This window comes from Bacillus pretiosus (assembly GCF_052947655.1).
Map to the genome: position 1 here is coordinate 219,199 of NZ_CM129593.1, position 21,460 is coordinate 240,658.

Here is a 21,460-nt window from a genome sequence, read left to right on the forward strand (position 1 = left end):
TTGACAAAATATAACTGACGATATAAGCTAATAACCATAAAGTCTACCGGAAAAGTCGGAATAGGATTGTTACCCCTCAAAAACATCTATTTTTTACGATTAAAACCGACTTTTCCGATTGACTATAAAATATTGCTGTGGGAGGCATACATAAGGCAAGCAATTCATAAGGTTTAATTATTAAAAAAGTTAGGGTGGGGACAATGAAGAAAAAGACAAAAAAATGGGCTGGTGTGTTTTCAGTATTATTGAGTAGTTCGCTTGTGTTATCTGCTTGTGGGGGACAGGAAGATACGGCTTCTACAGAACCGGTAAAAAAGCAGGATTTAAAAGACGCTAAGATTGAATCAATTCCAGCTACAGATAAAAAGAAAAGTCCAGAGAAAGCAAATCAGCGAAAAGATACTTTTATTACAGCCATTTCTAAACCAGGGGGAGTTTTCCTTCCATATTTCCAAGAGAATGGTTGGGATGGAAATGTAACGTCTGTTATTTTTGCGTCACTAGTAGCAACAGACAAACAAAGTAAACCTATTCCGGATCTTGCAGAAAAATGGGATATTTCTGCTGACCAGTTAACATATACATTCCATTTACGTAAAAATCTAAAATTTAGTGATGGTTCGCCTTTAACGGCGGAGGACGTAGCATTTACATTAACACTACTTCATGATAAAGCGTATGAAGGTGGAATGGATATTGCTCAGTATGCTGTTAAAGGTGGAAAAGAATATAAAGAAGGAAAAGCAACTTCTATTGAAGGAATTCAAGTTGTTGATCCACAGACAATTAAAATTACAACTGAAAAAGTTAATTCACAGGCGCTAACTAATTTAGGTGGCCCAGTGCTATCAAAAGCTTATTATGGAAAAGATTATAAACAAAATACAAGTTTAGACTATTTAAAAGCATTATATGGGCAACCAATTGCAGCGGGTCCATATAAATTTGAAAAATATGTTCCAGGTCAAGAAGTACGCTTTGTTGCTAATGAAAATTATTATGCAGGTAAACCAAAAATCAAAAACTTTATTTACAAAATCACATCAGGTGATACTGGATTCCAATTATTCCAAACAGGTGAACTGGACTATAGTGGATTTAGAGCAAATCCTGAGAATATAGACCAATTAAAAGGATTAGAGTTTGCAAATATTAATCTTGAGTCATCAAGTGATATTGCTTATATCTATGTAAATAATAAGAAATCGTATTTGAAAGATAAGAAGGTACGTCAAGCACTTACTTATGGATTAGACCGTAAGAAGTATGTGGATACAGCTTTACAAGGATATGGATCTGTTGCTAACGTACCAATTGCGCCAGTTTCATGGGCATATACAGAAGAAGGTATTAATAAATATCCACACGACGTAGAAAAGGCTAAAAAATTATTGGATGAGGCTGGTTGGAAAGTAGGTTCTGACGGGGTTCGTGAAAAAGATGGTCAAAAACTAAAATTAACATACTACGCATCAAATACAGGTAAAACAAATGATATCTTTATTCCAATTGCAAAAGAAAGTTACAAAGAAATCGGTGTTGAATTAAATCCAGAGTTGATGGACTTTAATACGATGCTTTCAAAAGTAGGAAAAGGTGACTACGATTTAGCGGCAGTTTCAACACCAGGAATTAGTGATCCAAGTGAAGTTGTAAGTGATTACTTATCAACTAATCCAAAAAGTGATACGGGTTATAACAACCCGAAAGTAGATGACTTGATTGTAAAAGGTATAGGGACGACAGATATTGAAAAACGTAAAGCAATTTATAAAGAACTGTATAAAGAGTTAAGTGATGATCCACCAGTTATTTTATTAAACTATCGTAAACTACTTTATGCTCATAATGCACGTATAAAAGGAATTGATCCAGAAAAGTACGATAGCATTAGTTCCAACTTACCAGTGTTATCTATTGAACAATAAGGGTTGACCTAAATAATAGAAGGCGTTTTTTCATACAGCGATGGGATAGTAGCTGTTTTGAAAAAATGTTCTTCTATTTTTAAGTAAATAGGATTGGGGAGACAAAAGGTGAAAACATATATCGTTCGTAGGTTCCTTCAAATGATCCCTACATTGTTTGGTACATCTATTATTATTTTTTTCTTATTTGCACTTTTGCCGGGGGATTATATTGATTCAAATCCTAAGTTAACACCAGAGAGAGCTCAAGAGTTAAGGGAATTGTATGGCTTAAACAAACCAATTATTGAAAGATATTTTCAATGGTTAGTGAATGCTTTGCATGGTGATTTTGGATTTTCTCTACAGTATCAAGAACCTGTAACTTCATTACTTAATAAATTTATTTGGAATACATTTATCGTTGCTGTTGCAGCTTTATTTTTCACTTGGATTATTGCTCTTATTATTGGGGTTATTTCTGCAACAAAGCAGCACTCTTGGTTTGATAGATTGGTAACAATCGGTGTCTTTGCAGCAATGTCATTTCCATCATTCTTTATCGGATTATTTTTAATTAAATTATTAGCAGTTGATTTAAAGTTATTACCTATTGGTGGCATGATTGATATTGGAAGTAACTCAACAGGAATAGCATACATATTAGAAGTATTACGTCATATGATTCTACCTGTATTTATTTTAACGCTTCTTGGTGTAGGATCATTAACACGATATTTTAGAACTAGCATGTTGGATGTTGTTAGGCAAGATTATATTCGTACTGCTCGTGCAAAAGGTTTAAAAGAAAGAACCGTTATTTATAAACATGCATTGAAAAATGCAATTTTGCCAGCAATTACATTACTTGCTTTTGAATTACCTGGTTTATTTTCAGGAGCGATTATTATTGAACAGATTTTTAATTGGCCAGGGATTGGGAGTATTCAATTAGAAGCATTAAACTTCCGTGATTATACGGTATTAATGGCCTTTACAATGTTTCTTTCTTGTTTAACAATTATGGCTAATTTCTTAGCTGATATTGTATATGCGTTTGTTGATCCAAGAATTCGATTGAAGTAAGGGGGGAAAGATATGGAGACTATTACACCAATAATAGAGAAAAAGAAAGAACGAAAAAAGAGAAATGAATCATCACCATGGCGTCAAGCTTATAAAAAAATTAAGAAAAATAAGATGGCACTGTGTGGCTTATACGTTTTAATATTTATGTTTTTATTTAGTTTTATCGGTCCAATCTTTTCGCCGTATGCTGATGGGAAAGTACAAGTAACACAAATTAATAAACCACCCAGCCTGTCACATTGGCTTGGAACAGACCAATTGGGACGGGATATTTTAACTAGACTTATGCAAGCAGGGCGTATTTCATTAACAATTGGTTTAGCGTCGATGCTATTATCCGTTATACTAGGAGCTTTATTAGGAGCAATTGCTGGTTTTTATCGAGGGGTTGTAGATCATTTAATTATGCGTGTTGCGGATGTGTTAATGTCCATTCCGGGATTACCGCTACTTATTATAATGGGAGCAATTTTATCAGAATGGAAATTACCATCGGAATACCGTTTATATGTTGTAATGATTATTTTAAGTTTAGTAGGATGGCCAGGACTTGCCCGGCTTGTGAGAGGACAAATTTTAACATTGCGGGAGCAAGCCTTTATGCAAGCAGCAGATGTATTAGGATTAAAGGATTCTCGGAAAATTATTCATCATTTAATTCCTAACGTCTTTCCGTTGCTTATTGTTGTAGCAACTTTGGGCGTTGCAGGTTCAATTTTGAGTGAATCCGCACTAAGCTACTTAGGTCTCGGCGTCGTCCCACCTACACCATCATGGGGGAATATGATTAGCGCAGCTAACTCATTAATTGATTTCCAAAAGCGTCCGTGGTTATGGATTCCGCCTGGTTTTGCAATCTTTATAACAGTTGTATCAATTAACTTACTTGGTGATGCACTTCGTGATGCGTTAGATCCAAAGATGAGACGGTAGGTGAGAAGGTATGAGTAAAGCGGTAGTAGAGCTGAAAGACTTACAAACACACTTTCAGACAGAAGAAGGAACAGTAAAGGCTGTGAATCATGTTAGTTTTACAGTTCGAGAAGGTGAAACGGTTTGTGTTGTAGGCGAATCGGGTTGCGGGAAAAGTGTAACAGCTTTATCTATTATGGGACTTATTGCTGAATCAGGCAGTGTAGTAGGTGGAGATATCTTATATGAAGGAAAAAGTCTTTTAGGAATGAAAGAGAAAGAGCTTCGTAGTTTACGAGGAAATGATATTGCGATGATTTTCCAAGAACCGATGACATCGCTAAATCCTGTCTTCACTGTAGGTGAACAAATTGTAGAGACGTTAAGAGAGCATGAATTACTTAGCAAAAATGAAGCGTATAAGAAGGCAATTGAGTTAATTCGTAAAGTTGGTATAGCTCGTGCGGATGAAATCGTCCATTCTTATCCGCACGAACTGAGTGGTGGCATGTTACAACGTATTATGATTGCTGTTGCACTTAGTTGTAATCCGAAGTTATTAATTGCGGATGAACCGACAACGGCTCTTGATGTTACGATTCAAGCTCAAATATTAGACTTATTAAGACAAGTAAAAGAAGAATTTAAAACATCCATTTTATTAATTACACATGATTTAGGCGTTGTAGCTGAGATGGCTGATTACGTTGTCGTTATGTATGGCGGGAAAGTTATTGAAGAGGCACCAGTACTAGAAATATTCCAAAATCCGAAACACCCGTATACGAAAGGGTTGTTGAAATCAAAACCAGTGATGGGAAAACGAATAGATAAATTATATTCTATTCCAGGGCAGGTTCCTAATTTAGTTGGTTTGGATGAATTTTGCTACTTTAGCGGTCGTTGTGAGCATTGTATGGAAATATGTAAAGAAGAAGCGCCAAATCTGAATGTACATGATGAGAATCATAAAGTAGCTTGCTGGTTATATGAGGAGCGTGCGGGACAATGAGTGAACCATTATTAGAAGTAAAAAACTTAAAAACATATTTCCCAATTAAAGGCGGCATATTTAGTAGAACGATTGGACATGTGAAAGCAGTTGATGGAGTAAGTTTTACTATTAATAGAGGCGAAGTGTTCGGTCTCGTTGGTGAATCAGGAAGCGGAAAAACGACGATAGGAAAAACAATTTTACGTCTCGTTCAAAAAACGGAGGGAGAAGTGAAGTTTAAAGGACACGATGTTCATTCTCTATCAAAAGAGGAATTGAGAAAACATCGTCCTAATATGCAGCTTGTGTTTCAAGATCCATTTAGCTCATTAAATCCGAGAATGAGAATTGGAGAAGCACTTGGCGAGCCGATGTTGGCTCACGGACTAGCGACGAAAGAAAATGTTCGTGAAAAAGTGACAGAAGTATTAGAGTTATGTGGCTTAGCCCCATATCATATTGACCGGTATCCTCATGAGTTTTCTGGTGGACAACGTCAGCGTATCGTTATCGCAAGAGCTATGGTATTAAATCCGGAATTTATAGTAGCTGACGAACCTGTGGCAGCACTAGATGTATCTATTCAAGCACAGATCATTAATTTATTTAGTGAGTTACAGGAGAAAAAGGGACTATCTTATTTGTTCATTTCACATGATTTAAGCGTAGTAGAGCACTTATGTACGAAAATTGGAATTATGTATTTAGGAACGATTGTGGAAACAGCGCCGCGTGATGAGTTATTTACGAACCCACTGCATCCGTATACAAAAGCATTGTTATCAGCTGTGCCAATACCAGATCCAACAGTGAAGCGAGAGCGGATTATACTAGAGGGTGATATTCCAAGTCCAGCAAATCCACCTTCGGGTTGTCGCTTTCATACACGTTGCCCGTTTGCAACAGATATTTGTAAACAAACGGTACCAGAATTCCGTAATGTTGGTGAAGAGCATTTTGTTGCTTGTCATCATGTATAAAAGAAAAGGACCCTTTCAAATTGAAAGAGTCCTTTTTTTATTTACTAGATGAAGTTTGTTTCAATACAAATTTCTCGATTGCGTGAGCAACACCATGCTCATTATTTGTTAATGTTACGACATCACATAGTTTTTTTACATCTTCTTCAGCATTTCCCATTGCAACTGATAAGCCAGCTACTTGTAACATTGGCACATCATTAAAGTTGTCCCCGATCGCAATAGTATCTTCAATTGGTATATTGAAATAAGCAGCCATTTCTTGTAGACCGTTCCCTTTATGACCGTGCTTATCCATAATTTCTACATTAGTAGGAGCTGATGCCGTAACTGAAATATCAGTGTCTTCTTGTAACATGCTTAATAGCTGTGCACGATGCGCTGCATTAAATGTCAAAATGAAGAATTTAGATATTTCTAATTCTGGATTATTTACAACATCTTCGATTTTTTGGAAATCAGTAATTAAGTTTGATTTCTTTTGTTTTTCTGTAATTCTTTCAAGTTCTTCAAGTGTAACATCTAGTGCATGCTTGTTTTCTTCGAACGCTTGCATGACTTGATCTTGCCATGTATATGGAGAATAAACTCCTTTATTCGTATATAGCTTATAAGGAAAACCTTCAGATTCTAGTAATTTTGCAAGCTTGTATACTTTATCGTTTTGTAAACAACGCGAGTTAATTACTTTTCCATCCACATAAACAATTGCCCCATTGCTCGCTCCAACTGGAAGAGATAGTTTATATTCTTCCAATAATTTTAAAGCATCCTCTTTTGCACGACCAGAACAAATCATGACTATATGACCATCCTCTTTTGCAGTTTGGATAGCTTGTAAGTTCTCCTTGGAGATTTCAAGATTAGATGATAGTAGCGTACCATCCATATCTAATGCGATTAATTTCAAAATGACCACCTCTTTGCTTTTATTATACATAGTTATATAGAGGAAACATATAAACTTATCTTGGAAAGATCGTATTTTATCTTGCGTGAACCGTCAGTAAAAAGTTGATAGGCGCCATCTTATTACTTTGAATATGCACTTTAATTTGTAACAAAAATAGAGGTAGGTATGAGGGTGTTTCGTTATATGACTGTAATATTACAATAACATTACAAACGTCAACTTAGTAGAAAGTGCATTAAAACAGGGTTTTTAAGGGTGTTTATAAAAAACGTAAAAAAAGTGTAATAAAATTTACGTAATTATATTGCAACGTAACAATAGTTATGTTACATTAATGTTACAAACGTTACGTTAATAACTTTAATGTAACGCTAACATAAAAACTATGAAATAAACATTTCTTAGAAATTACATATAGATAACTTATTAAAAAGGAGGATACATAAAATGAAAGAGCAAGTATTACAAGTAACAAAAGGTGACTTCGTAGGATCAGCAAGTGGAGCAGTAGTATTAACAGCATTAATCGTATTTCTATCAAGCGTATTAGTATAATAGAAGTTTTGTAATAAAAGAAAAAGAGAGGAGAATGCAAAATGAAAGAGCAAGTATTACAAGTAACAAAAGGTGACTTCGTAGGATCAGCAAGTGGAGCAGTAGTATTAACGGCATTAATCGTATTTCTATCAAGCGTATTAGTATAATAGAAGTTTTCTAATAAAAGAAAAAGAGAGGAGAATGCAAAATGAAAGAGCAAGTATTACAAGTAACAAAAGGTGACTTCGTAGGATCAGCAAGTGGGGCGGTAGTATTAACGGCATTAATCGTATTTCTATCAAGCGTATTAGTATAATAGAAGTTTTGTAACAAAAGAAAATAGAAGGGAGAATGAAAGATATGAAAGAGCAAGTATTACAAGTAACAAAAGGTGATTTCGTAGGATCAGCAAGTGGAGCAGTAGTATTAACGGCATTAATCGTATTTCTATCAAGTGTATTAGTATAATAGAAGTTTTAAATCATACAAAATGAAAGGAGAATGAGGAATATGAACAGTGAACAAGTGTTACAAGTAACAAAAACAGATTTATTAGGATCATTAGGTGGAGCGGTAGTATTAACATCATTTATTTTATTCCTTGCAAATGTATTAGTATGAGACATATAAATACAATCATTCAAAAAAAATAAAGACTCTAGCATATTAGTAAGTAGTTAATATGTTGGGGTCTTTTTTGTTTTCCTCTCCTATATACCTTCAAGTATGAATATTCCCTCCGTCATGTAAAGAGAAAAAAGTCGAATTTTATATGTAAGAAAAAAAGAGGAATTTGACAGAAAAGATAGAAAATTTTAAAGGTCAGAATTTGTTAGCTTGCTAACTAATTTCTATTAATTGATGTTGGAAGCGTTTTCGGTTGGTTTTAAGTATGAACCATTTAATCTATTTACAGGGGGATGAGGATTTTATGAAACAAAAATCTATGGATACGCTAGCTGCACAAATGGAGGACTTTTTTCCGGTACGTGATGTAGATCATTTGGAATTTTACGTAGGAAATGCAAAGCAATCAAGTTATTACCTCGCGAGAGCATTCGGGTTCAAAATTGTGGCTTACTCTGGATTAGAAACTGGTAACCGTGAAAAGGTATCTTATGTTCTTGTGCAAAAAAATATGCGTTTTGTTGTGTCTGGAGCTTTAAGTAGCGATAATCGTATCGCAGAATTTGTAAAGACACATGGTGATGGTGTAAAAGATGTTGCTTTACTTGTTGACGATGTTGACAAAGCATATTCGGAAGCTGTAAAACGTGGTGCCGTTGCAATTGCTCCACCTGTGGAATTAACAGACGAGAACGGTACACTGAAAAAAGCAGTTATTGGTACGTATGGTGATACAATTCACACGCTTGTAGAGCGTAAAAATTATAAAGGAACATTTATGCCAGGATTCCAACAAGTGGAGTTTAATATTCCATTTGAAGAGTCAGGTTTAATTGCTGTAGATCACGTAGTTGGTAATGTTGAGAAAATGGAAGAATGGGTTAGCTATTATGAGAATGTTATGGGCTTTAAACAAATGATTCATTTTGATGATGACGATATTAGTACAGAGTATTCAGCATTAATGTCGAAAGTTATGACAAATGGAAGTCGTATTAAGTTCCCTATTAACGAGCCAGCAGATGGAAAGAGAAAATCGCAAATTCAAGAATATCTAGAATTCTATAATGGAGCAGGTGTACAACATCTTGCTTTATTAACAAGCGATATCGTTAAAACAGTGGAAGCACTTCGTGAAAATGGCGTGGAGTTTTTAGATACACCTGATACTTATTATGATGAGTTAAGTGCGCGAGTTGGGAAAATTGATGAAGAAATTGATAGGTTAAAAGAATTAAAGATTTTAGTAGATCGCGATGAGGAAGGATACTTACTACAAATCTTTACGAAACCAATTGTAGATCGTCCAACTTTATTTATTGAAATTATTCAACGTAAAGGTTCTCGCGGATTTGGAGAAGGGAACTTTAAAGCATTATTTGAATCAATTGAAAGAGAACAGGAACGTCGCGGAAACTTATAAGATTTGTATCCACCAGCAAAAGTCTCTTTGCTGGTGGAAATTTCATTTTCATAGGGAGGAATCATGATGAAATTTGTTACATTTCGTCTTCCTTCGAAAGAAATGCGAGCTGGATGGCTTGAAGGTGACAAAGTAATTGATATGAATCTTGCTAGTGATGGAAAATTACCTTCTTCTATGTTCGCCTTTTTAGAGAAAGCGGATGAGTATGTAGAAGTATTGCGTAATATGGAGAATCCGGAAAAGGGTATATATTCCTTAGAGGAAGTGCAATTAGCGGCGGCAATTCCTAATCCGAGTAGTATTCGGGATTTTTACGCGTTTGAACAGCATGTAAAAACGGCCCGCGGCCGGAGAGGGCTAGAGGTTGTACCTGAATGGTACGATATCCCGGTTTTTTATTTTACGAACCATCGTGCTGTAATTGGTCCAGATGATTTTGTAATTGGTCCGAAGAAATCTAAAAAGCTTGATTATGAGTTAGAGATCGCTTGCGTAATTGGGAAAGAAGGAAGAAATATTTCTCGTGAGCAAGCAGAGGAATACATTTTTGGTTATTGTATTATGAACGACTGGAGTGCAAGGGACTTACAAGCAACAGAAATGAAGGTAGGACTTGGTCCAGCAAAAGGAAAAGATTTTGCAACTTCATTAGGAGCGCACCTTGTTACGAAAGAGGAATTGGATGTTTATCGTAACGGTGACCGTTATGAGTTAGAGATGACTGCTCATGTAAATGGAAAGCTATTATCAAAGGGGAACTTCCAAGATATTTACTATACATTTGCTGAAATGATTGAACGTGCTTCGGAAGACGTTACGTTATATCCAGGCGATGTGATTGGTTCTGGGACAGTAGGAACAGGTTGTGTTTTAGAACTGGGTACGGAAGAGTGGCTGCAAGATGGGGATGTTGTAGAACTTACGATTACTGGTTTAGGTACGTTACGTAATACGGTCAAAAAAGAAATGGAAGCAGGTGATGGGCATGTTTTATCGTCACATGGGGGAGCTACCTCATAAACGACATGTACAATTCCGTAAAAAAGATGGGTCGCTTTATCGCGAACAGGTAATGGGAACAAAAGGTTTTTCTGGTACGCAATCTATTTTGTACCATCATTATATGCCAACGGAAGTAGGTCATGCGGCATTATCTCATTCTTGTCAGTTGCAGTATGAAGAAGATGTAGCTCTTGCTCATCGTCATTTTCGCACGAAAGAAAATAAAAAAACTGGCGATGCAGTAAGCGGAAGGAATTTTATGCTTGGGAATGAGGATTTATTAATTGGAGTAGTGGCTCCAACAGAAAAAATGGACTATTTCTACCGTAATGGTGATGGTGATGAAATGTTATTTGTTCATTACGGAACAGGGAAAATTGAAACGATGTTTGGAACGATTCACTATCAAAAAGGTGATTATGTAACAATCCCAATTGGAACGATTTATCGTGTTATTCCAGATGAGGGAGAGACTAAGTTTCTTGTTGTAGAGGCAAATAGTCAAATCACAACGCCGCGTCGTTATCGGAATGAATATGGACAATTGTTAGAGCATAGTCCGTTTTGTGAGAGAGATATTCGTGGTCCTGAAAAATTAGAGACGTATGATCAAAAAGGTGAGTTTGTCGTAATGACAAAGTCGCGAGGCTATATGCATAAACATGTTTTAGGGCACCATCCGTTAGATGTTGTTGGTTGGGATGGCTATTTATATCCGTGGGTCTTTAATGTAGAGGACTTTGAACCAATCACAGGTCGTATTCATCAGCCACCTCCAGTACATCAAACGTTCGAAGGTCACAATTTCGTTATTTGTTCTTTTGTACCACGTTTATACGACTATCATCCAGAATCTATTCCGGCACCATATTATCATAGTAACGTGAATAGTGATGAAGTACTGTACTATGTAGAAGGAAACTTTATGAGCCGGAAAGGTGTGGAAGAAGGTTCTATTACACTTCATCCGAGCGGAATTCCTCATGGGCCGCATCCTGGGAAAACAGAGGGAAGTATAGGGAAGAAAGAAACACTTGAACTAGCTGTTATGATAGACACGTTCCGTCCGCTTCGTATTGTAAAGCAAGCACATGAAACAGAAGATGAAAAATATATGTATAGCTGGATTGAAGAAGGTTCACATACTGTGAAATAGGTAAAAAGAGGCATGCTCAATAAGTGAGCATGCCTCTTTTGTGGAATCGACATGTATAATAATACCAAAAAAAATTACGGAAAGATATATAGAAACAACGATAAGGATATTGTATGTTCCGAAAGATTTCTACTTATTTCGACAAAAGTATTGACTGGGGAAAGTGCAATGAGTAAAATAAAAAAGCGAATTAAAAATTTTCAGAAAATTTAAAACTTGGAGGAGCATGCTATGAAGCAAATTTTTCAAAAGAAGCCTATTGCAAAGCTAATGCAAGAGAGTAAGCAAAAGACGTTAGCAAGAACATTGGGTGCATTGGATTTAACTATGCTTGGAATCGGGGCAATTGTTGGAACAGGTATTTTTGTTCTAACGGGCGTGGTAGCAGCAAAACATTCTGGGCCAGCTATTATATTATCATTTGCGATAGCCGCGTTAGCCTGTGCCTTTGCTGCATTTTGTTATGCTGAATTCGCTTCTTCAGTTCCTGTCTCAGGCAGTGTGTATACGTACACATATGCGACGATGGGAGAGGTATTCGCATTTTTAATTGGATGGGACTTAATGCTTGAGTATTTACTCGCTACATCTGCTGTAGCAAACGGTTGGTCCGCTTATTTTCAATCTTTATTAAAGGGATTTGGGATCCATATTCCTACCATTCTCTCCTCGGCCCCTGGTACAGGAAAGGGTGGAATAATTGATTTGCCTGCGGTTCTAATTATTTTAGTAATGACAGTTCTTTTATCTAGAGGTGTTCGTGAAAGTGCACGAATAAATAACATTATGGTGTTTATTAAATTAGCGGTTGTTCTCATATTTATCTTTGCTGGTTTTAATTATGTAAAACCTGAAAATTGGACACCTTTTATGCCGTTTGGCTTAGATGGTGTAATGGCTGGAGCTGCTACAGTGTTTTTTGCATTCATAGGGTTTGATGCAGTTTCAACGGCAGCAGAAGAAGTGAAACGTCCACAACGTGATTTACCAATTGGCATTATTGCATCTTTATTAATTTGTACGGTTCTTTATATTGTTGTTTCACTTATTTTGACAGGAATTGTTCCATACGGACAGTTAAATATATCAGATCCAGTTGCTTTTGCACTTCAATTTATTGGACAAGATAGTTTAGCGGGAGTAATTTCAGTAGGAGCAATTACAGGAATCACAACAGTAATGTTAGTTATGATGTATGGGCAAGTACGTGTTTCGTATGCAATGAGTAGAGATGGATTATTGCCGAAGCGCCTTGCTAAAGTCCATCCAAAATTTAAAACACCATTTTTAAATACATGGACAACAGGAATTATTGCAGCACTTATTTCAGGATTAATAGATTTAAATGTGTTAGCGCATCTTGTAAATATGGGGACTTTATCAGCCTTTGCACTTGTAGCTGTTGCTGTTATTGTAATGAGAAGAACTCATCCGGATTTACCAAGAGCATTTAAGGCACCACTTGTACCATTTTTACCAGCATTAACGGTGATTTTTTGTTTATATTTAATGCTTCAGTTATCCGGAACTGCTTGGATTAGTTTTGGGGTATGGATGGTTATCGGTATTGCAGTTTACTTCTTATATAGCCGAAAACATAGTGCTTTAAATAATAGTAAAGACGAAGAAGATGCAGCGAATTTATAAGTTGAAAAATCCATTCTAATTCTGTTAGGATGGATTTTTTATTCTGAAAATTTACATTTTTCTGATTGTGTATATAATATAATTGTTGGGGAACTGAGGGGGGAATGTATGAAAAATACGTGGCGTGAGTTAAGGGAGATGGACCGAAACATATGGATTCGGTTTATTGGCGAAACGTTAAATGGAATTGCAATGATGATGTTGATGCCTTTTTTTGCCCTATATTTAAAAGATAAGGTGGATTCGTTATTGGAAGTAGGGGTTATTATGGCACTTTCTCCGATTGCCGCAAGTTTCGGTTCTCTTCTTGGTGGGAGGATTGCTGATATATATGGAAGAAAGCCAATAATGATTTTTTCAATGGTGAGTAATGCTTTGTTCATGCTAGGTTTTTTATTTATAGAAGGATTTATTCCTTATGCTATTTTATCTATTTTTTTAGGGCTCAGTAATTCATTATTCCATCCCGCTGCATCAGCAATGGTTGCGGATGTAACAGCACCTGAAAAAAGAACAGAAGCATATGGTTTATTACGAATGGGGCACAATATAGGTGCTGCAATTGGCCCGATAATGGGTGCTTCAGTAGTTATGTTGTCGAAGAACCTTGTGTTTATTATTGCCTCGTCTACGATGTTATTTTATGCATTACTTGTATTCATTCTTATTCAAGAGACAATGCCAAAGAGTGCGACTAAAGAAGAAAATAAAGAAAAGGAATCAGAGGCGGTTTGGAAAATTGTAATGAGAGATAAGGCACTAATGATTTATTTGTTAGCAGGTATCATTATTTCGATGGGATTTTCTCAAACAGAGGGCATGTTGCCGCTGCACTTTGATAATGAAATGAAAGGCATTTTTGGAACTAACAATCCATATCCATATTTAATGGCTTTAAATGGACTATTAGTTGTGTTGTTCCAATTTCAAATTTCAAAATGGGCCACAGATAAACCTGTCGGAAAGACGATGTTATATGGTGCATGTTTGTTCGGTGTTGGTTTGTTCTTTATAGGATGGTTACCGAAGTGGTTTGGAGAATTTGATGCAAATGCTACGATTATTTTAATAACGTTGCTGTTCGTTTATGCCATATATACGTTAGGTGAGATGATTATGTCGCCTGTACAGATGACGTTTGTAGCGAATTTGGCCCCTGAGCACTTGAGAGGGACTTATATGGGAGCTGCCAGTTTGCAGTGGATTACAGGAGGCGCATTCGGTCCACTTCTTGGCGGTTTTTTATTGGATCGATTACTTGGCCACTTTCTATTTACAATTTTAGCTGTAGGATGTGTAGTTGCAGGTATTGTATATGTTTCTTTAGATCGTCTCGTTGAGCAAAGGCAAAAAGGCACACTGACCAAACAGTCTTCTTAATGAGTAGATGACATACACAAAAAGGGGATTTCTACATATTTTAGGTACATAACTAGATTGGATTACAATTTTATCCCGCTATTTATGGGCAGTAAGACTTCCACCTCAAAATTCGGCGGGAGATAACTGTCCGATTGGTGCGGGCTGATAATTAGTGGGGATGGCCCCTCGTTAATTAAAGTTTCACTGTATTTTAGAATTTAATTTTGTATATTTATGAAGAAAGTTAAGTAGAAAAAGTATAGAAAACCAATAAGTGGTGTCATTTAATTATTTGTGGAAGTTACATTTTATTTCAAATAGGAACTACCTATTTTTATAAAAAGTGCTAAAATAGAAAAATGAAAACAATTGGTTAGGGTGATTTCAGTGACAAAAATTAAATTAGGTTTATTATATGGTGGAAAATCAGCTGAGCATCAAGTTTCGCTACAAACGGCTCTTGCTGCTATTAAAGCATTAAATCAAGATAAATTCGAGATTCATCCAATTTATATTACAGAACAAGGTCAATGGGTGCGCGGTGAGCGTATTGAAGGTGAAGTAACAGATGTTGAAGTTCTAAAAATGAGCGGCGCAGAAAATGCGATTTCTCCGTTATCATTAAGCACAGAAATCATTCCATCTGCAGCTTCTGAGGAAAACGCTATCGACGTTATTTTCCCATTATTACATGGACCAAATGGTGAAGATGGAACGGTTCAAGGATTATTAGAATTAATGAACATTCCTTATGTAGGAAATGGTGTTCTAGCATCTGCTGCTGGTATGGATAAAGTTGTTATGAAAAACATCTTCGCAGAAGCTGGATTGAAACAAGCGAAGTATGCATCGTTTATTCGTAGTGCATGGGAAAAAGATCGTGAAACAGCATATGAAAAAGTAGAAGAAGTTTTAGGATATCCTTGCTTCGTAAAACCAGCAAACCTTGGTTCAAGTGTTGGTATTAATAAGTGTAAAAATCGTGAAGAGCTTGAGAATGCATTTGAAGAGGCATTCCAATTTGACCGCAAAATTATTGTAGAAGAAAATATAGTTGGACGTGAAGTAGAAGTTGGTGTATTAGGTAATGATGAACCGAAATGTTCAGTTGTAGGTGAAATCGTACCGAAAAAGGACTTCTATGATTATAAGTCGAAATATATCGATGGTGATACAGCATTAATCATTCCGGCTGAAATGACAGAAGAAGAGTCTAATGTCATTAAGCGAGATGCGATTATTGCATTCCAATCTTTAGATAGTGCTGGCTTAACAAGAGCTGATTTCTTCTTAACGAAAGACGGAGAAGTATATATTAACGAAGTGAATACGATGCCAGGGTTTACGCCGTTTAGTATGTTCCCTCTACTATGGCAACATACTGGATTACCGTATCCGGAATTAATTGAAGAGCTAATTCGTTTAGCGATTGAGCGTCACGAAGAAAAACAAAAAATTAAATATACAATCTAACAAAAAAGGAGGAAGCACTATTCGCAGGAATAGTGCTTCCTCTATGTAAGGAGTGTTCTCATGATAAATCGAACGTTAAAACAAGTAGAACAGATGGTAAATGGTACGGGATTAGCAGAGCAATATGAGGGAATTACTATACAAGGAGTCTCTATTGATACGAGAAAAATTGAAAATGGAAACTTATATGTTCCGATTCAAGGTGAACGTTTCGATGGACATGCTTTTGTAGATAAAGCCGTTGAAAATGGAGCTGTGGCGACATTATGGATGAAAGATGTAGCAAATCCACCTGAGAATCTTCCCGTTATTTTTGTGGAAGACACGTTATCAGCATTACAAATGTTAGCGAAAAACTATCGCAATCAATTGGATGTGAAAGTTATTGGTGTGACAGGGAGTAACGGTAAAACATCTACAAAAGATATTGTAACAAGTCTTCTTGCGACTAAATTCAAAGTTCAAAAAACAGAAGGAAACTTTAATAACCATATTGGGTTACCTCTTACTATTTTAAACTTAGAAGAAAATACAGAAGTAGCTGTATTAGAGATGGGTATGTCCAGCCGAGGGGAAATTGAATTCTTATCTAAGTTAGCACGTCCAAATGCAGCTATCATTACGAACATTGGTGAGGCACATTTAATGGACTTAGGCTCTCGTGAAGCAATTGCTGAAGCGAAATTAGAAATTGTGACAGGATTACAAGAAGGTGGAGTATTCGTATATAACGGAGATGAGCCATTATTAACAAATCGTGTTCCTGAAATGAATTTAATAGCTGAAACAGTTACGTTTGGTGATGCTAGAGCAAATGATTACTATCCAACGACTGTAACATTACAGGCAACTGGGACACATTTTAAAATGAATAGAGAAGAAAATATTTCATTCTACTTACCAGTATTAGGAAAACACAACGTGTACAATACGCTTGCTTCAATGGCAATTGCGAAATATTTTGGTGTAACGTGGGAAGAGATGAAAGAAGGTTTAGTAACACTTCAAATGACAGGCATGCGTATGGAAATTGTAAAAACAAATAGTGGTTTAACAATTATCAATGATGCTTATAATGCAAGTCCAACGGCTATGGAAGCAGCGTTCCACCTAATGAATGGTTTAGATGGATTTGCTAAAAAAATTGTTGTACTTGGTGATATGCTAGAACTTGGTGATCAAGAAGTACAATTCCATTATGAGGTAGGTAAATTAATCGATCCAGCAAAAATCTCATATGTGTTCACATATGGTAAATTAGGGGCTCAAATTGCTGAAGGAGCGAAAATTAATTTCCCTATTGAGCGTGTAAAAGCGTATGATAATAAAGAGGAGCTAGTAAAAGAGTTACAAGCAGTAGTTGATGTGAAAGATGTTGTATTAATAAAAGCATCTCGCGGCATGAAATTGGAAGAAGTAATTACGATGTTGAAATAATTGGTGTATATAAATAGGGATGATAGATGCGAAAATAGAAGAAACTTATAATAAGCGCTTACAGTAAATATAAAAAAATAAAAGTGAAGAAAAAAACTCTGAATATGAAAATAAGGTAACAGTTGGGTTTGCTTTTTGCACATACAAAACTTATAATTGATAAAGTGTAATAACGTTTAGAAGTATTTTCGCGAAGAATATACGCCCGTTTATATACGTGAGCATTCAGGAAAAGGGCTTTTCCGCAAATTCGGAAAACGCCTTTTTTTAAATGATAAGTATAGGATAGAAAAGGAGAAGTAACATTGACAACATTTCGAGAATTAGGATTAAGTGAGTCTTTACTACAATCTGTTGAAAGTATGGGCTTTGAAGAGGCTACGCCGATTCAAGCTGAAACAATTCCACATGCATTGCAAGGTAAGGATATTATTGGGCAAGCGCAAACAGGTACAGGGAAAACAGCAGCATTCGGATTACCACTATTAGATAAAGTGGATACAAATAAAGAAGCAGTTCAAGGTATTGTTATCGCGCCAACGCGTGAATTAGCAATTCAAGTTGGAGAAGAGCTGTACAAAATTGGTAAACATAAACGCGTTCGTATTTTACCAATCTATGGTGGTCAAGATATTAACCGCCAAATTCGTGCTCTAAAAAAACACCCACACATTATTGTTGGTACGCCGGGTCGTATTTTAGATCATATTAACCGTAAAACACTTCGCTTACAAAACGTAGAGACAGTTGTTCTTGACGAAGCGGATGAAATGTTAAACATGGGCTTCATTGAAGATATTGAAGCGATTTTAACAGATGTGCCAGATACACATCAAACATTATTATTCTCAGCGACAATGCCAGATCCAATCCGTCGTATTGCTGAGCGTTTCATGACTGAGCCTCAACACATTAAAGTAAAAGCAAAAGAAGTAACAATGCCAAACATTCAGCAGTTCTATTTAGAAGTGCAAGAAAAGAAAAAGTTTGACGTGTTAACACGCTTATTAGATATTCAATCTCCAGAGCTTGCAATCGTATTCGGTCGTACAAAGCGTCGTGTTGATGAATTATCAGAAGCATTAAACTTACGTGGTTATGCAGCAGAAGGTATTCACGGTGACTTAACACAAGCGAAGCGTATGTCTGTATTACGTAAATTTAAAGAAGGTGCTATTGAAGTTCTTGTTGCAACAGACGTTGCTGCACGTGGTCTTGATATTTCAGGCGTAACACATGTATATAACTTCGATATCCCACAAGATCCAGAATCATACGTTCACCGTATCGGTCGTACTGGCCGTGCAGGTAAAAAAGGTATTGCAATGTTATTTGTAACACCACGTGAATCAGGACAATTAAAAAATATCGAGCGCACTACAAAACGTAAAGTTGATCGTATGGAAGCACCGACACTTGACGAGGCATTAGAAGGTCAACAACGTTTAATCGCTGAAAAACTTCAAAGCACAATTGAAAATGATAATTTATCATACTACAAGCGTATTGCAGAAGAAATGTTAGAAGAGAATGATTCTGTAACAGTAGTAGCTGCTGCTTTAAAAATGATGACAAAAGAGCCAGATACAACTCCAATCGCTTTAACGTCAGAACCACCAGTTGTTTCAAGAGGTGGCGGTTCTAAAAAACGCGGCGGTAACGGAGGCGGATACCGTGATGGTAACCGTAATCGTAGTCGTGACGGACGCGGCGGTGGCGATGGTCGTAACCGCGATCGCAATCGTGATGGTGGTAGCCGTGGTGGCGATGGCCGTAACCGTGATCGCAATCGTGATGGTGGTAGCCGTGGTCGTAAAGGTGAAGGTCAAGGTCGCCCTGGATCTTCAAATGGACGTGGCGAAAGAAAACATCATAGCCGTCCACAAGCTTAATAAAAAAGAGAATGCCCTTTGCTGGCATTCTCTTTTTTTATTTCTGTAATTGTACATACTACATAATAACTTGTGTAGAAAAGAGGTGCTACATGCTTGTAAGACTTGGATATGTTGCGATGAGTGTACATTTAAAGAATGCATCTCCATCTCAAACGATGACATATGCGCAGTTTCAACGAATTGGTGATCGAGAGGCTGCAATTCGTAAACTCGAAAGAATTGCTAATTCGAATTTAGAAAATTGTTTACGGTTATTAAAGCATAATAAAGGGCATGACATATCTTTCTTTCGGCTTAGTTCCAAGCTTGTTCCTTTAGCGAATCATGAGGAGTTGTTAGAGTGGAACTATATTCGCCCCTTAAAAGAAAATTTAAAAGTACTAGGTGATTACGCTATTCGAATGAATATGCGTATTGATTTTCATCCAGATCATTTCGTTGTGCTGAATTCACCTGAAGAGAATATTTTTAAACAATCTGTAAAGACATTGCAGATGCATAAAAAATTATTAAAAGGTATGGGGATTGAACATAAGCAACGATGCGTATTACATGTGGGTGGAGGTTATAAAGATAAGGAACTCGCATTAGAACGCTTTATAGAAAATTGGTCAAGTGTTCCAAGAAGTATCCAAGAGATGGTCATATTAGAAAATGATGATACGACCTTTTCTTTAGAAGAAACATTGTATTTAGGTGAAAAATTAGATATTCCAGTCGTGTTTGATTTGCATCACCATATGATGAATAATGATCGAGAAGATTGGCATGAAGATTGGGCGCGTGTTGTACATACGTGGGAATCGTCTTTGTTACCAGTGAAAATGCACATTTCTAGTCCTAGAGAGGGAAAAGACCCGAGAGCGCATGCGGACTTTATTGATGTAGATACTTTTTTATCTTTTTTAAAAAAGATAAAGGGAAGTGTTCCGCAAATTGATTGTATGATTGAAGCGAAGAAGAAGGATGAGTCTTTATTTCAACTAATGAGAGATTTAAGTAAACAAACAGATGTAGAAATTGTCGATGGTGCGAGCTTTTATATTAAATAAGCTCTGCACCATCGAATTTTTTTGTTAATAAAGGAGTGCAAATACCACCAATAATCAATCCTGTTAAATGGCTTATAGGGTTAGCGGAGGGATTGAAGAAAGTGAATAGTAGTAATATACATATCATGATTGAAAAAATAGCAATGTCTCTTGGATTGGAAGAACGATATCGACTATACAATAGAAATAATTGTGCACCTAGCAATCCGAAAATACCACCAGATGCCCCGGCATGAATATATTCAAGAGGCATAATGAGATAAGAAGAAATATTTCCAAGAATTCCAGAAAGGAAAAAAATAATGATGAAAGAAAAGTGCCCTAGTTGTTTTTCAATAGAAGAGCCAAGCACAAATAAACAAATACTATTAGAAAGGAAATGTTGTAAGTCTACATGTACAAGTAAGGAAGTTATGAGACGCCACCATTCTCCTTTAGCGATATATTCATTGTAGGATGCCATGGGAAAGAGAAGAAAGTCGCCTAACATAATCATGACTAATTGTATGAGAATTAAAGCGATGACGATTGGTTGTAAGGAAATGCGGGCAGAAGGTATTAGCATGTTGTGAGTATCACTCCTTTTGCATCAGAAAGATTCTCTGTTATTCTTACAATATGAAAAAAGAAAGCTAAATAGAAGAAGGGGATTTTGAAATGATTGTAGGGATTGGAATCGATATTATTGAATTGAATCGAATTGAAAAAATGCTAGATGGAAAACTTAAATTTATGGAGCGTATTTTAACTGAAAGTGAACGTAATGTTGCTAAGGAGCTGAAGGGAAGTCGCCTTACAGAGTTTGTAGCTGGAAGATTTGCAGCGAAAGAGGCGTATTCAAAAGCGGTAGGAACTGGTATTGGAAAAGAAGTAAGTTTTTTAGATATTGAAGTAAGGAATGATGATAGAGGTAAGCCGATTCTCGTTACAAGTACAGAGTATATTGTTCATTTATCAATTAGTCATAGTAAGGAATTTGCTGTTGCTCAAGTTGTTTTAGAAAGCTCGTCACGCTAGTCTGCATATTTTATATCTTTGTCTCATATAT

The 21,460-nt window shown here is 36.3% G+C and carries 22 protein-coding genes; 20 read left to right on the plus strand and 2 right to left on the minus strand.

Translation table 11 applies throughout. From position 1 onward, the window contains the following. Positions 1 to 203: 203 nt before the first annotated feature. The 5 genes from ACU8YW_RS01255 to ACU8YW_RS01275 all read left to right on the plus strand — a co-directional run bounded on the left by ACU8YW_RS01255 (position 204) and on the right by ACU8YW_RS01275 (position 5,885). On the plus strand, positions 204 to 1,931 hold the full coding sequence (locus tag ACU8YW_RS01255; protein ID WP_141542687.1) for an ABC transporter substrate-binding protein: 1,728 nt from the start codon (positions 204 to 206) through the stop codon (positions 1,929 to 1,931). A gap of 108 nt (positions 1,932 to 2,039) precedes the next feature. Then, the gene (locus tag ACU8YW_RS01260) at positions 2,040 to 2,996 is read left to right on the plus strand and encodes an ABC transporter permease (RefSeq protein ID WP_000860732.1); all 957 of its coding nucleotides are present in this window, start codon (positions 2,040 to 2,042) and stop codon (positions 2,994 to 2,996) included. Positions 2,997 to 3,008: 12 nt separating this feature from the next. Continuing rightward, positions 3,009 to 3,932 (plus strand): oligopeptide ABC transporter permease, encoded by a 924-nt coding sequence (opp4C, locus tag ACU8YW_RS01265; RefSeq protein WP_000447957.1) that lies wholly within the window; start codon positions 3,009 to 3,011, stop codon positions 3,930 to 3,932. Between the two features lie 10 nt (positions 3,933 to 3,942). Further along, positions 3,943 to 4,923, plus strand: coding sequence for an ABC transporter ATP-binding protein (locus ACU8YW_RS01270; RefSeq protein WP_000030797.1), 981 nt, complete (start codon positions 3,943 to 3,945; stop codon positions 4,921 to 4,923). Next, complete coding sequence (locus tag ACU8YW_RS01275; RefSeq protein WP_098134925.1) at positions 4,920 to 5,885, plus strand: ABC transporter ATP-binding protein; 966 nt, start codon at positions 4,920 to 4,922, stop codon at positions 5,883 to 5,885. Before ACU8YW_RS01270 ends, ACU8YW_RS01275 begins: the two co-directional genes overlap by 4 nt. A 37-nt stretch (positions 5,886 to 5,922) precedes the next feature. Here ACU8YW_RS01275 and ACU8YW_RS01280 read toward each other — a convergent pair whose 3' ends face one another. Continuing rightward, positions 5,923 to 6,795 carry a Cof-type HAD-IIB family hydrolase gene (locus ACU8YW_RS01280; RefSeq protein WP_088061735.1) on the minus strand — a complete coding sequence of 291 codons (873 nt, stop codon included), beginning with the start codon at positions 6,793 to 6,795 and terminating at the stop codon, positions 5,923 to 5,925. A 450-nt stretch (positions 6,796 to 7,245) separates the two neighbouring features. Here ACU8YW_RS01280 and ACU8YW_RS01285 point away from each other — a divergent pair, with 450 nt between their 5' ends. The 14 genes from ACU8YW_RS01285 (at position 7,246) to uvsE (ending at position 20,412) form a co-directional block, all read left to right on the plus strand. Then, entirely contained in the window at positions 7,246 to 7,353 is a 108-nt protein-coding gene (locus ACU8YW_RS01285; protein WP_000664237.1) for a DUF3948 family protein, read from the plus strand. Between the two features lie 41 nt (positions 7,354 to 7,394). After that, positions 7,395 to 7,502 (plus strand): DUF3948 family protein, encoded by a 108-nt coding sequence (locus tag ACU8YW_RS01290; protein WP_000664237.1) that lies wholly within the window; start codon positions 7,395 to 7,397, stop codon positions 7,500 to 7,502. Between the two features lie 41 nt (positions 7,503 to 7,543). Further along, entirely contained in the window at positions 7,544 to 7,651 is a 108-nt protein-coding gene (locus tag ACU8YW_RS01295; protein WP_000664237.1) for a DUF3948 family protein, read from the plus strand. A gap of 35 nt (positions 7,652 to 7,686) precedes the next feature. Further along, a complete protein-coding gene (locus tag ACU8YW_RS01300; protein ID WP_000654250.1) occupies positions 7,687 to 7,803 on the plus strand; it encodes a DUF3948 family protein in 117 nt (38 codons plus the stop codon). Between the two features lie 42 nt (positions 7,804 to 7,845). Continuing rightward, complete coding sequence (locus tag ACU8YW_RS01305) at positions 7,846 to 7,956, plus strand: DUF3948 family protein (RefSeq protein WP_001083700.1); 111 nt, start codon at positions 7,846 to 7,848, stop codon at positions 7,954 to 7,956. 310 nt (positions 7,957 to 8,266) lie between these two features. Further along, entirely contained in the window at positions 8,267 to 9,385 is a 1,119-nt protein-coding gene (hppD, locus tag ACU8YW_RS01310) for a 4-hydroxyphenylpyruvate dioxygenase (protein WP_000810916.1), read from the plus strand. A gap of 66 nt (positions 9,386 to 9,451) precedes the next feature. After that, positions 9,452 to 10,408 carry a fumarylacetoacetate hydrolase family protein gene (locus tag ACU8YW_RS01315; RefSeq protein ID WP_000674024.1) on the plus strand — a complete coding sequence of 319 codons (957 nt, stop codon included), beginning with the start codon at positions 9,452 to 9,454 and terminating at the stop codon, positions 10,406 to 10,408. Beyond that, complete coding sequence (locus ACU8YW_RS01320) at positions 10,374 to 11,546, plus strand: homogentisate 1,2-dioxygenase (protein ID WP_097891748.1); 1,173 nt, start codon at positions 10,374 to 10,376, stop codon at positions 11,544 to 11,546. The genes ACU8YW_RS01315 and ACU8YW_RS01320 overlap by 35 nt, the downstream gene beginning before the upstream one ends. A 231-nt stretch (positions 11,547 to 11,777) precedes the next feature. Further along, the gene (bcaP, locus tag ACU8YW_RS01325) at positions 11,778 to 13,193 is read left to right on the plus strand and encodes a branched-chain amino acid transporter BcaP (RefSeq protein ID WP_000809356.1); all 1,416 of its coding nucleotides are present in this window, start codon (positions 11,778 to 11,780) and stop codon (positions 13,191 to 13,193) included. A 108-nt stretch (positions 13,194 to 13,301) separates the two neighbouring features. Then, a complete protein-coding gene (locus tag ACU8YW_RS01330; protein ID WP_048542888.1) occupies positions 13,302 to 14,573 on the plus strand; it encodes an MDR family MFS transporter in 1,272 nt (423 codons plus the stop codon). 369 nt (positions 14,574 to 14,942) lie between these two features. After that, positions 14,943 to 16,028, plus strand: coding sequence for a D-alanine--D-alanine ligase (locus tag ACU8YW_RS01335; protein WP_088121135.1), 1,086 nt, complete (start codon positions 14,943 to 14,945; stop codon positions 16,026 to 16,028). 60 nt (positions 16,029 to 16,088) lie between these two features. Then, positions 16,089 to 17,465, plus strand: a complete 1,377-nt coding sequence (gene murF, locus ACU8YW_RS01340) for a UDP-N-acetylmuramoyl-tripeptide--D-alanyl-D-alanine ligase (protein ID WP_088121136.1) — start codon at positions 16,089 to 16,091, stop codon at positions 17,463 to 17,465. A 305-nt stretch (positions 17,466 to 17,770) separates the two neighbouring features. Beyond that, positions 17,771 to 19,357: a degradosome RNA helicase CshA gene (cshA, locus tag ACU8YW_RS01345; protein ID WP_000206596.1), complete on the plus strand. Its 1,587-nt coding sequence runs from the start codon at positions 17,771 to 17,773 to the stop codon at positions 19,355 to 19,357. A 92-nt stretch (positions 19,358 to 19,449) separates the two neighbouring features. Beyond that, the gene (gene uvsE, locus ACU8YW_RS01350; protein WP_048542883.1) at positions 19,450 to 20,412 is read left to right on the plus strand and encodes a UV DNA damage repair endonuclease UvsE; all 963 of its coding nucleotides are present in this window, start codon (positions 19,450 to 19,452) and stop codon (positions 20,410 to 20,412) included. Here the strand turns inward: uvsE and ACU8YW_RS01355 are convergent. Further along, positions 20,405 to 20,977: a rhomboid family intramembrane serine protease gene (locus ACU8YW_RS01355; RefSeq protein WP_426934598.1), complete on the minus strand. Its 573-nt coding sequence runs from the start codon at positions 20,975 to 20,977 to the stop codon at positions 20,405 to 20,407. The two genes, uvsE and ACU8YW_RS01355, sit on opposite strands and share 8 nt — an antisense overlap. A 92-nt stretch (positions 20,978 to 21,069) precedes the next feature. Here ACU8YW_RS01355 and acpS point away from each other — a divergent pair, with 92 nt between their 5' ends. Further along, a complete protein-coding gene (gene acpS / locus ACU8YW_RS01360; RefSeq protein ID WP_088121137.1) occupies positions 21,070 to 21,429 on the plus strand; it encodes a holo-ACP synthase in 360 nt (119 codons plus the stop codon). Positions 21,430 to 21,460: the final 31 nt, after the last annotated feature.

Excerpts from the sequence above, each read along its gene's own strand:
- ACU8YW_RS01255 (WP_141542687.1), top strand. The coding sequence starts at position 204 with ATGAAGAAAAAGACAAAAAAATGGGCTGGTGTGTTTTCAGTATTATTG.
- opp4C (WP_000447957.1), top strand. The coding sequence starts at position 3,009 with ATGGAGACTATTACACCAATAATAGAGAAAAAGAAAGAACGAAAAAAG.
- ACU8YW_RS01270 (WP_000030797.1), top strand. The coding sequence starts at position 3,943 with ATGAGTAAAGCGGTAGTAGAGCTGAAAGACTTACAAACACACTTTCAG.
- ACU8YW_RS01275 (WP_098134925.1), top strand. The coding sequence starts at position 4,920 with ATGAGTGAACCATTATTAGAAGTAAAAAACTTAAAAACATATTTCCCA.
- ACU8YW_RS01285 (WP_000664237.1), top strand. The coding sequence starts at position 7,246 with ATGAAAGAGCAAGTATTACAAGTAACAAAAGGTGACTTCGTAGGATCA.
- ACU8YW_RS01290 (WP_000664237.1), top strand. The coding sequence starts at position 7,395 with ATGAAAGAGCAAGTATTACAAGTAACAAAAGGTGACTTCGTAGGATCA.
- ACU8YW_RS01295 (WP_000664237.1), top strand. The coding sequence starts at position 7,544 with ATGAAAGAGCAAGTATTACAAGTAACAAAAGGTGACTTCGTAGGATCA.
- ACU8YW_RS01300 (WP_000654250.1), top strand. The coding sequence starts at position 7,687 with ATGAAAGATATGAAAGAGCAAGTATTACAAGTAACAAAAGGTGATTTC.
- ACU8YW_RS01305 (WP_001083700.1), top strand. The coding sequence starts at position 7,846 with ATGAACAGTGAACAAGTGTTACAAGTAACAAAAACAGATTTATTAGGA.
- hppD (WP_000810916.1), top strand. The coding sequence starts at position 8,267 with ATGAAACAAAAATCTATGGATACGCTAGCTGCACAAATGGAGGACTTT.
- ACU8YW_RS01315 (WP_000674024.1), top strand. The coding sequence starts at position 9,452 with ATGAAATTTGTTACATTTCGTCTTCCTTCGAAAGAAATGCGAGCTGGA.
- ACU8YW_RS01320 (WP_097891748.1), top strand. The coding sequence starts at position 10,374 with ATGTTTTATCGTCACATGGGGGAGCTACCTCATAAACGACATGTACAA.
- bcaP (WP_000809356.1), top strand. The coding sequence starts at position 11,778 with ATGAAGCAAATTTTTCAAAAGAAGCCTATTGCAAAGCTAATGCAAGAG.
- ACU8YW_RS01330 (WP_048542888.1), top strand. The coding sequence starts at position 13,302 with ATGAAAAATACGTGGCGTGAGTTAAGGGAGATGGACCGAAACATATGG.
- murF (WP_088121136.1), top strand. The coding sequence starts at position 16,089 with ATGATAAATCGAACGTTAAAACAAGTAGAACAGATGGTAAATGGTACG.
- uvsE (WP_048542883.1), top strand. The coding sequence starts at position 19,450 with ATGCTTGTAAGACTTGGATATGTTGCGATGAGTGTACATTTAAAGAAT.
- ACU8YW_RS01355 (WP_426934598.1), bottom strand. The coding sequence starts at position 20,977 with ATGCTAATACCTTCTGCCCGCATTTCCTTACAACCAATCGTCATCGCT.
- acpS (WP_088121137.1), top strand. The coding sequence starts at position 21,070 with ATGATTGTAGGGATTGGAATCGATATTATTGAATTGAATCGAATTGAA.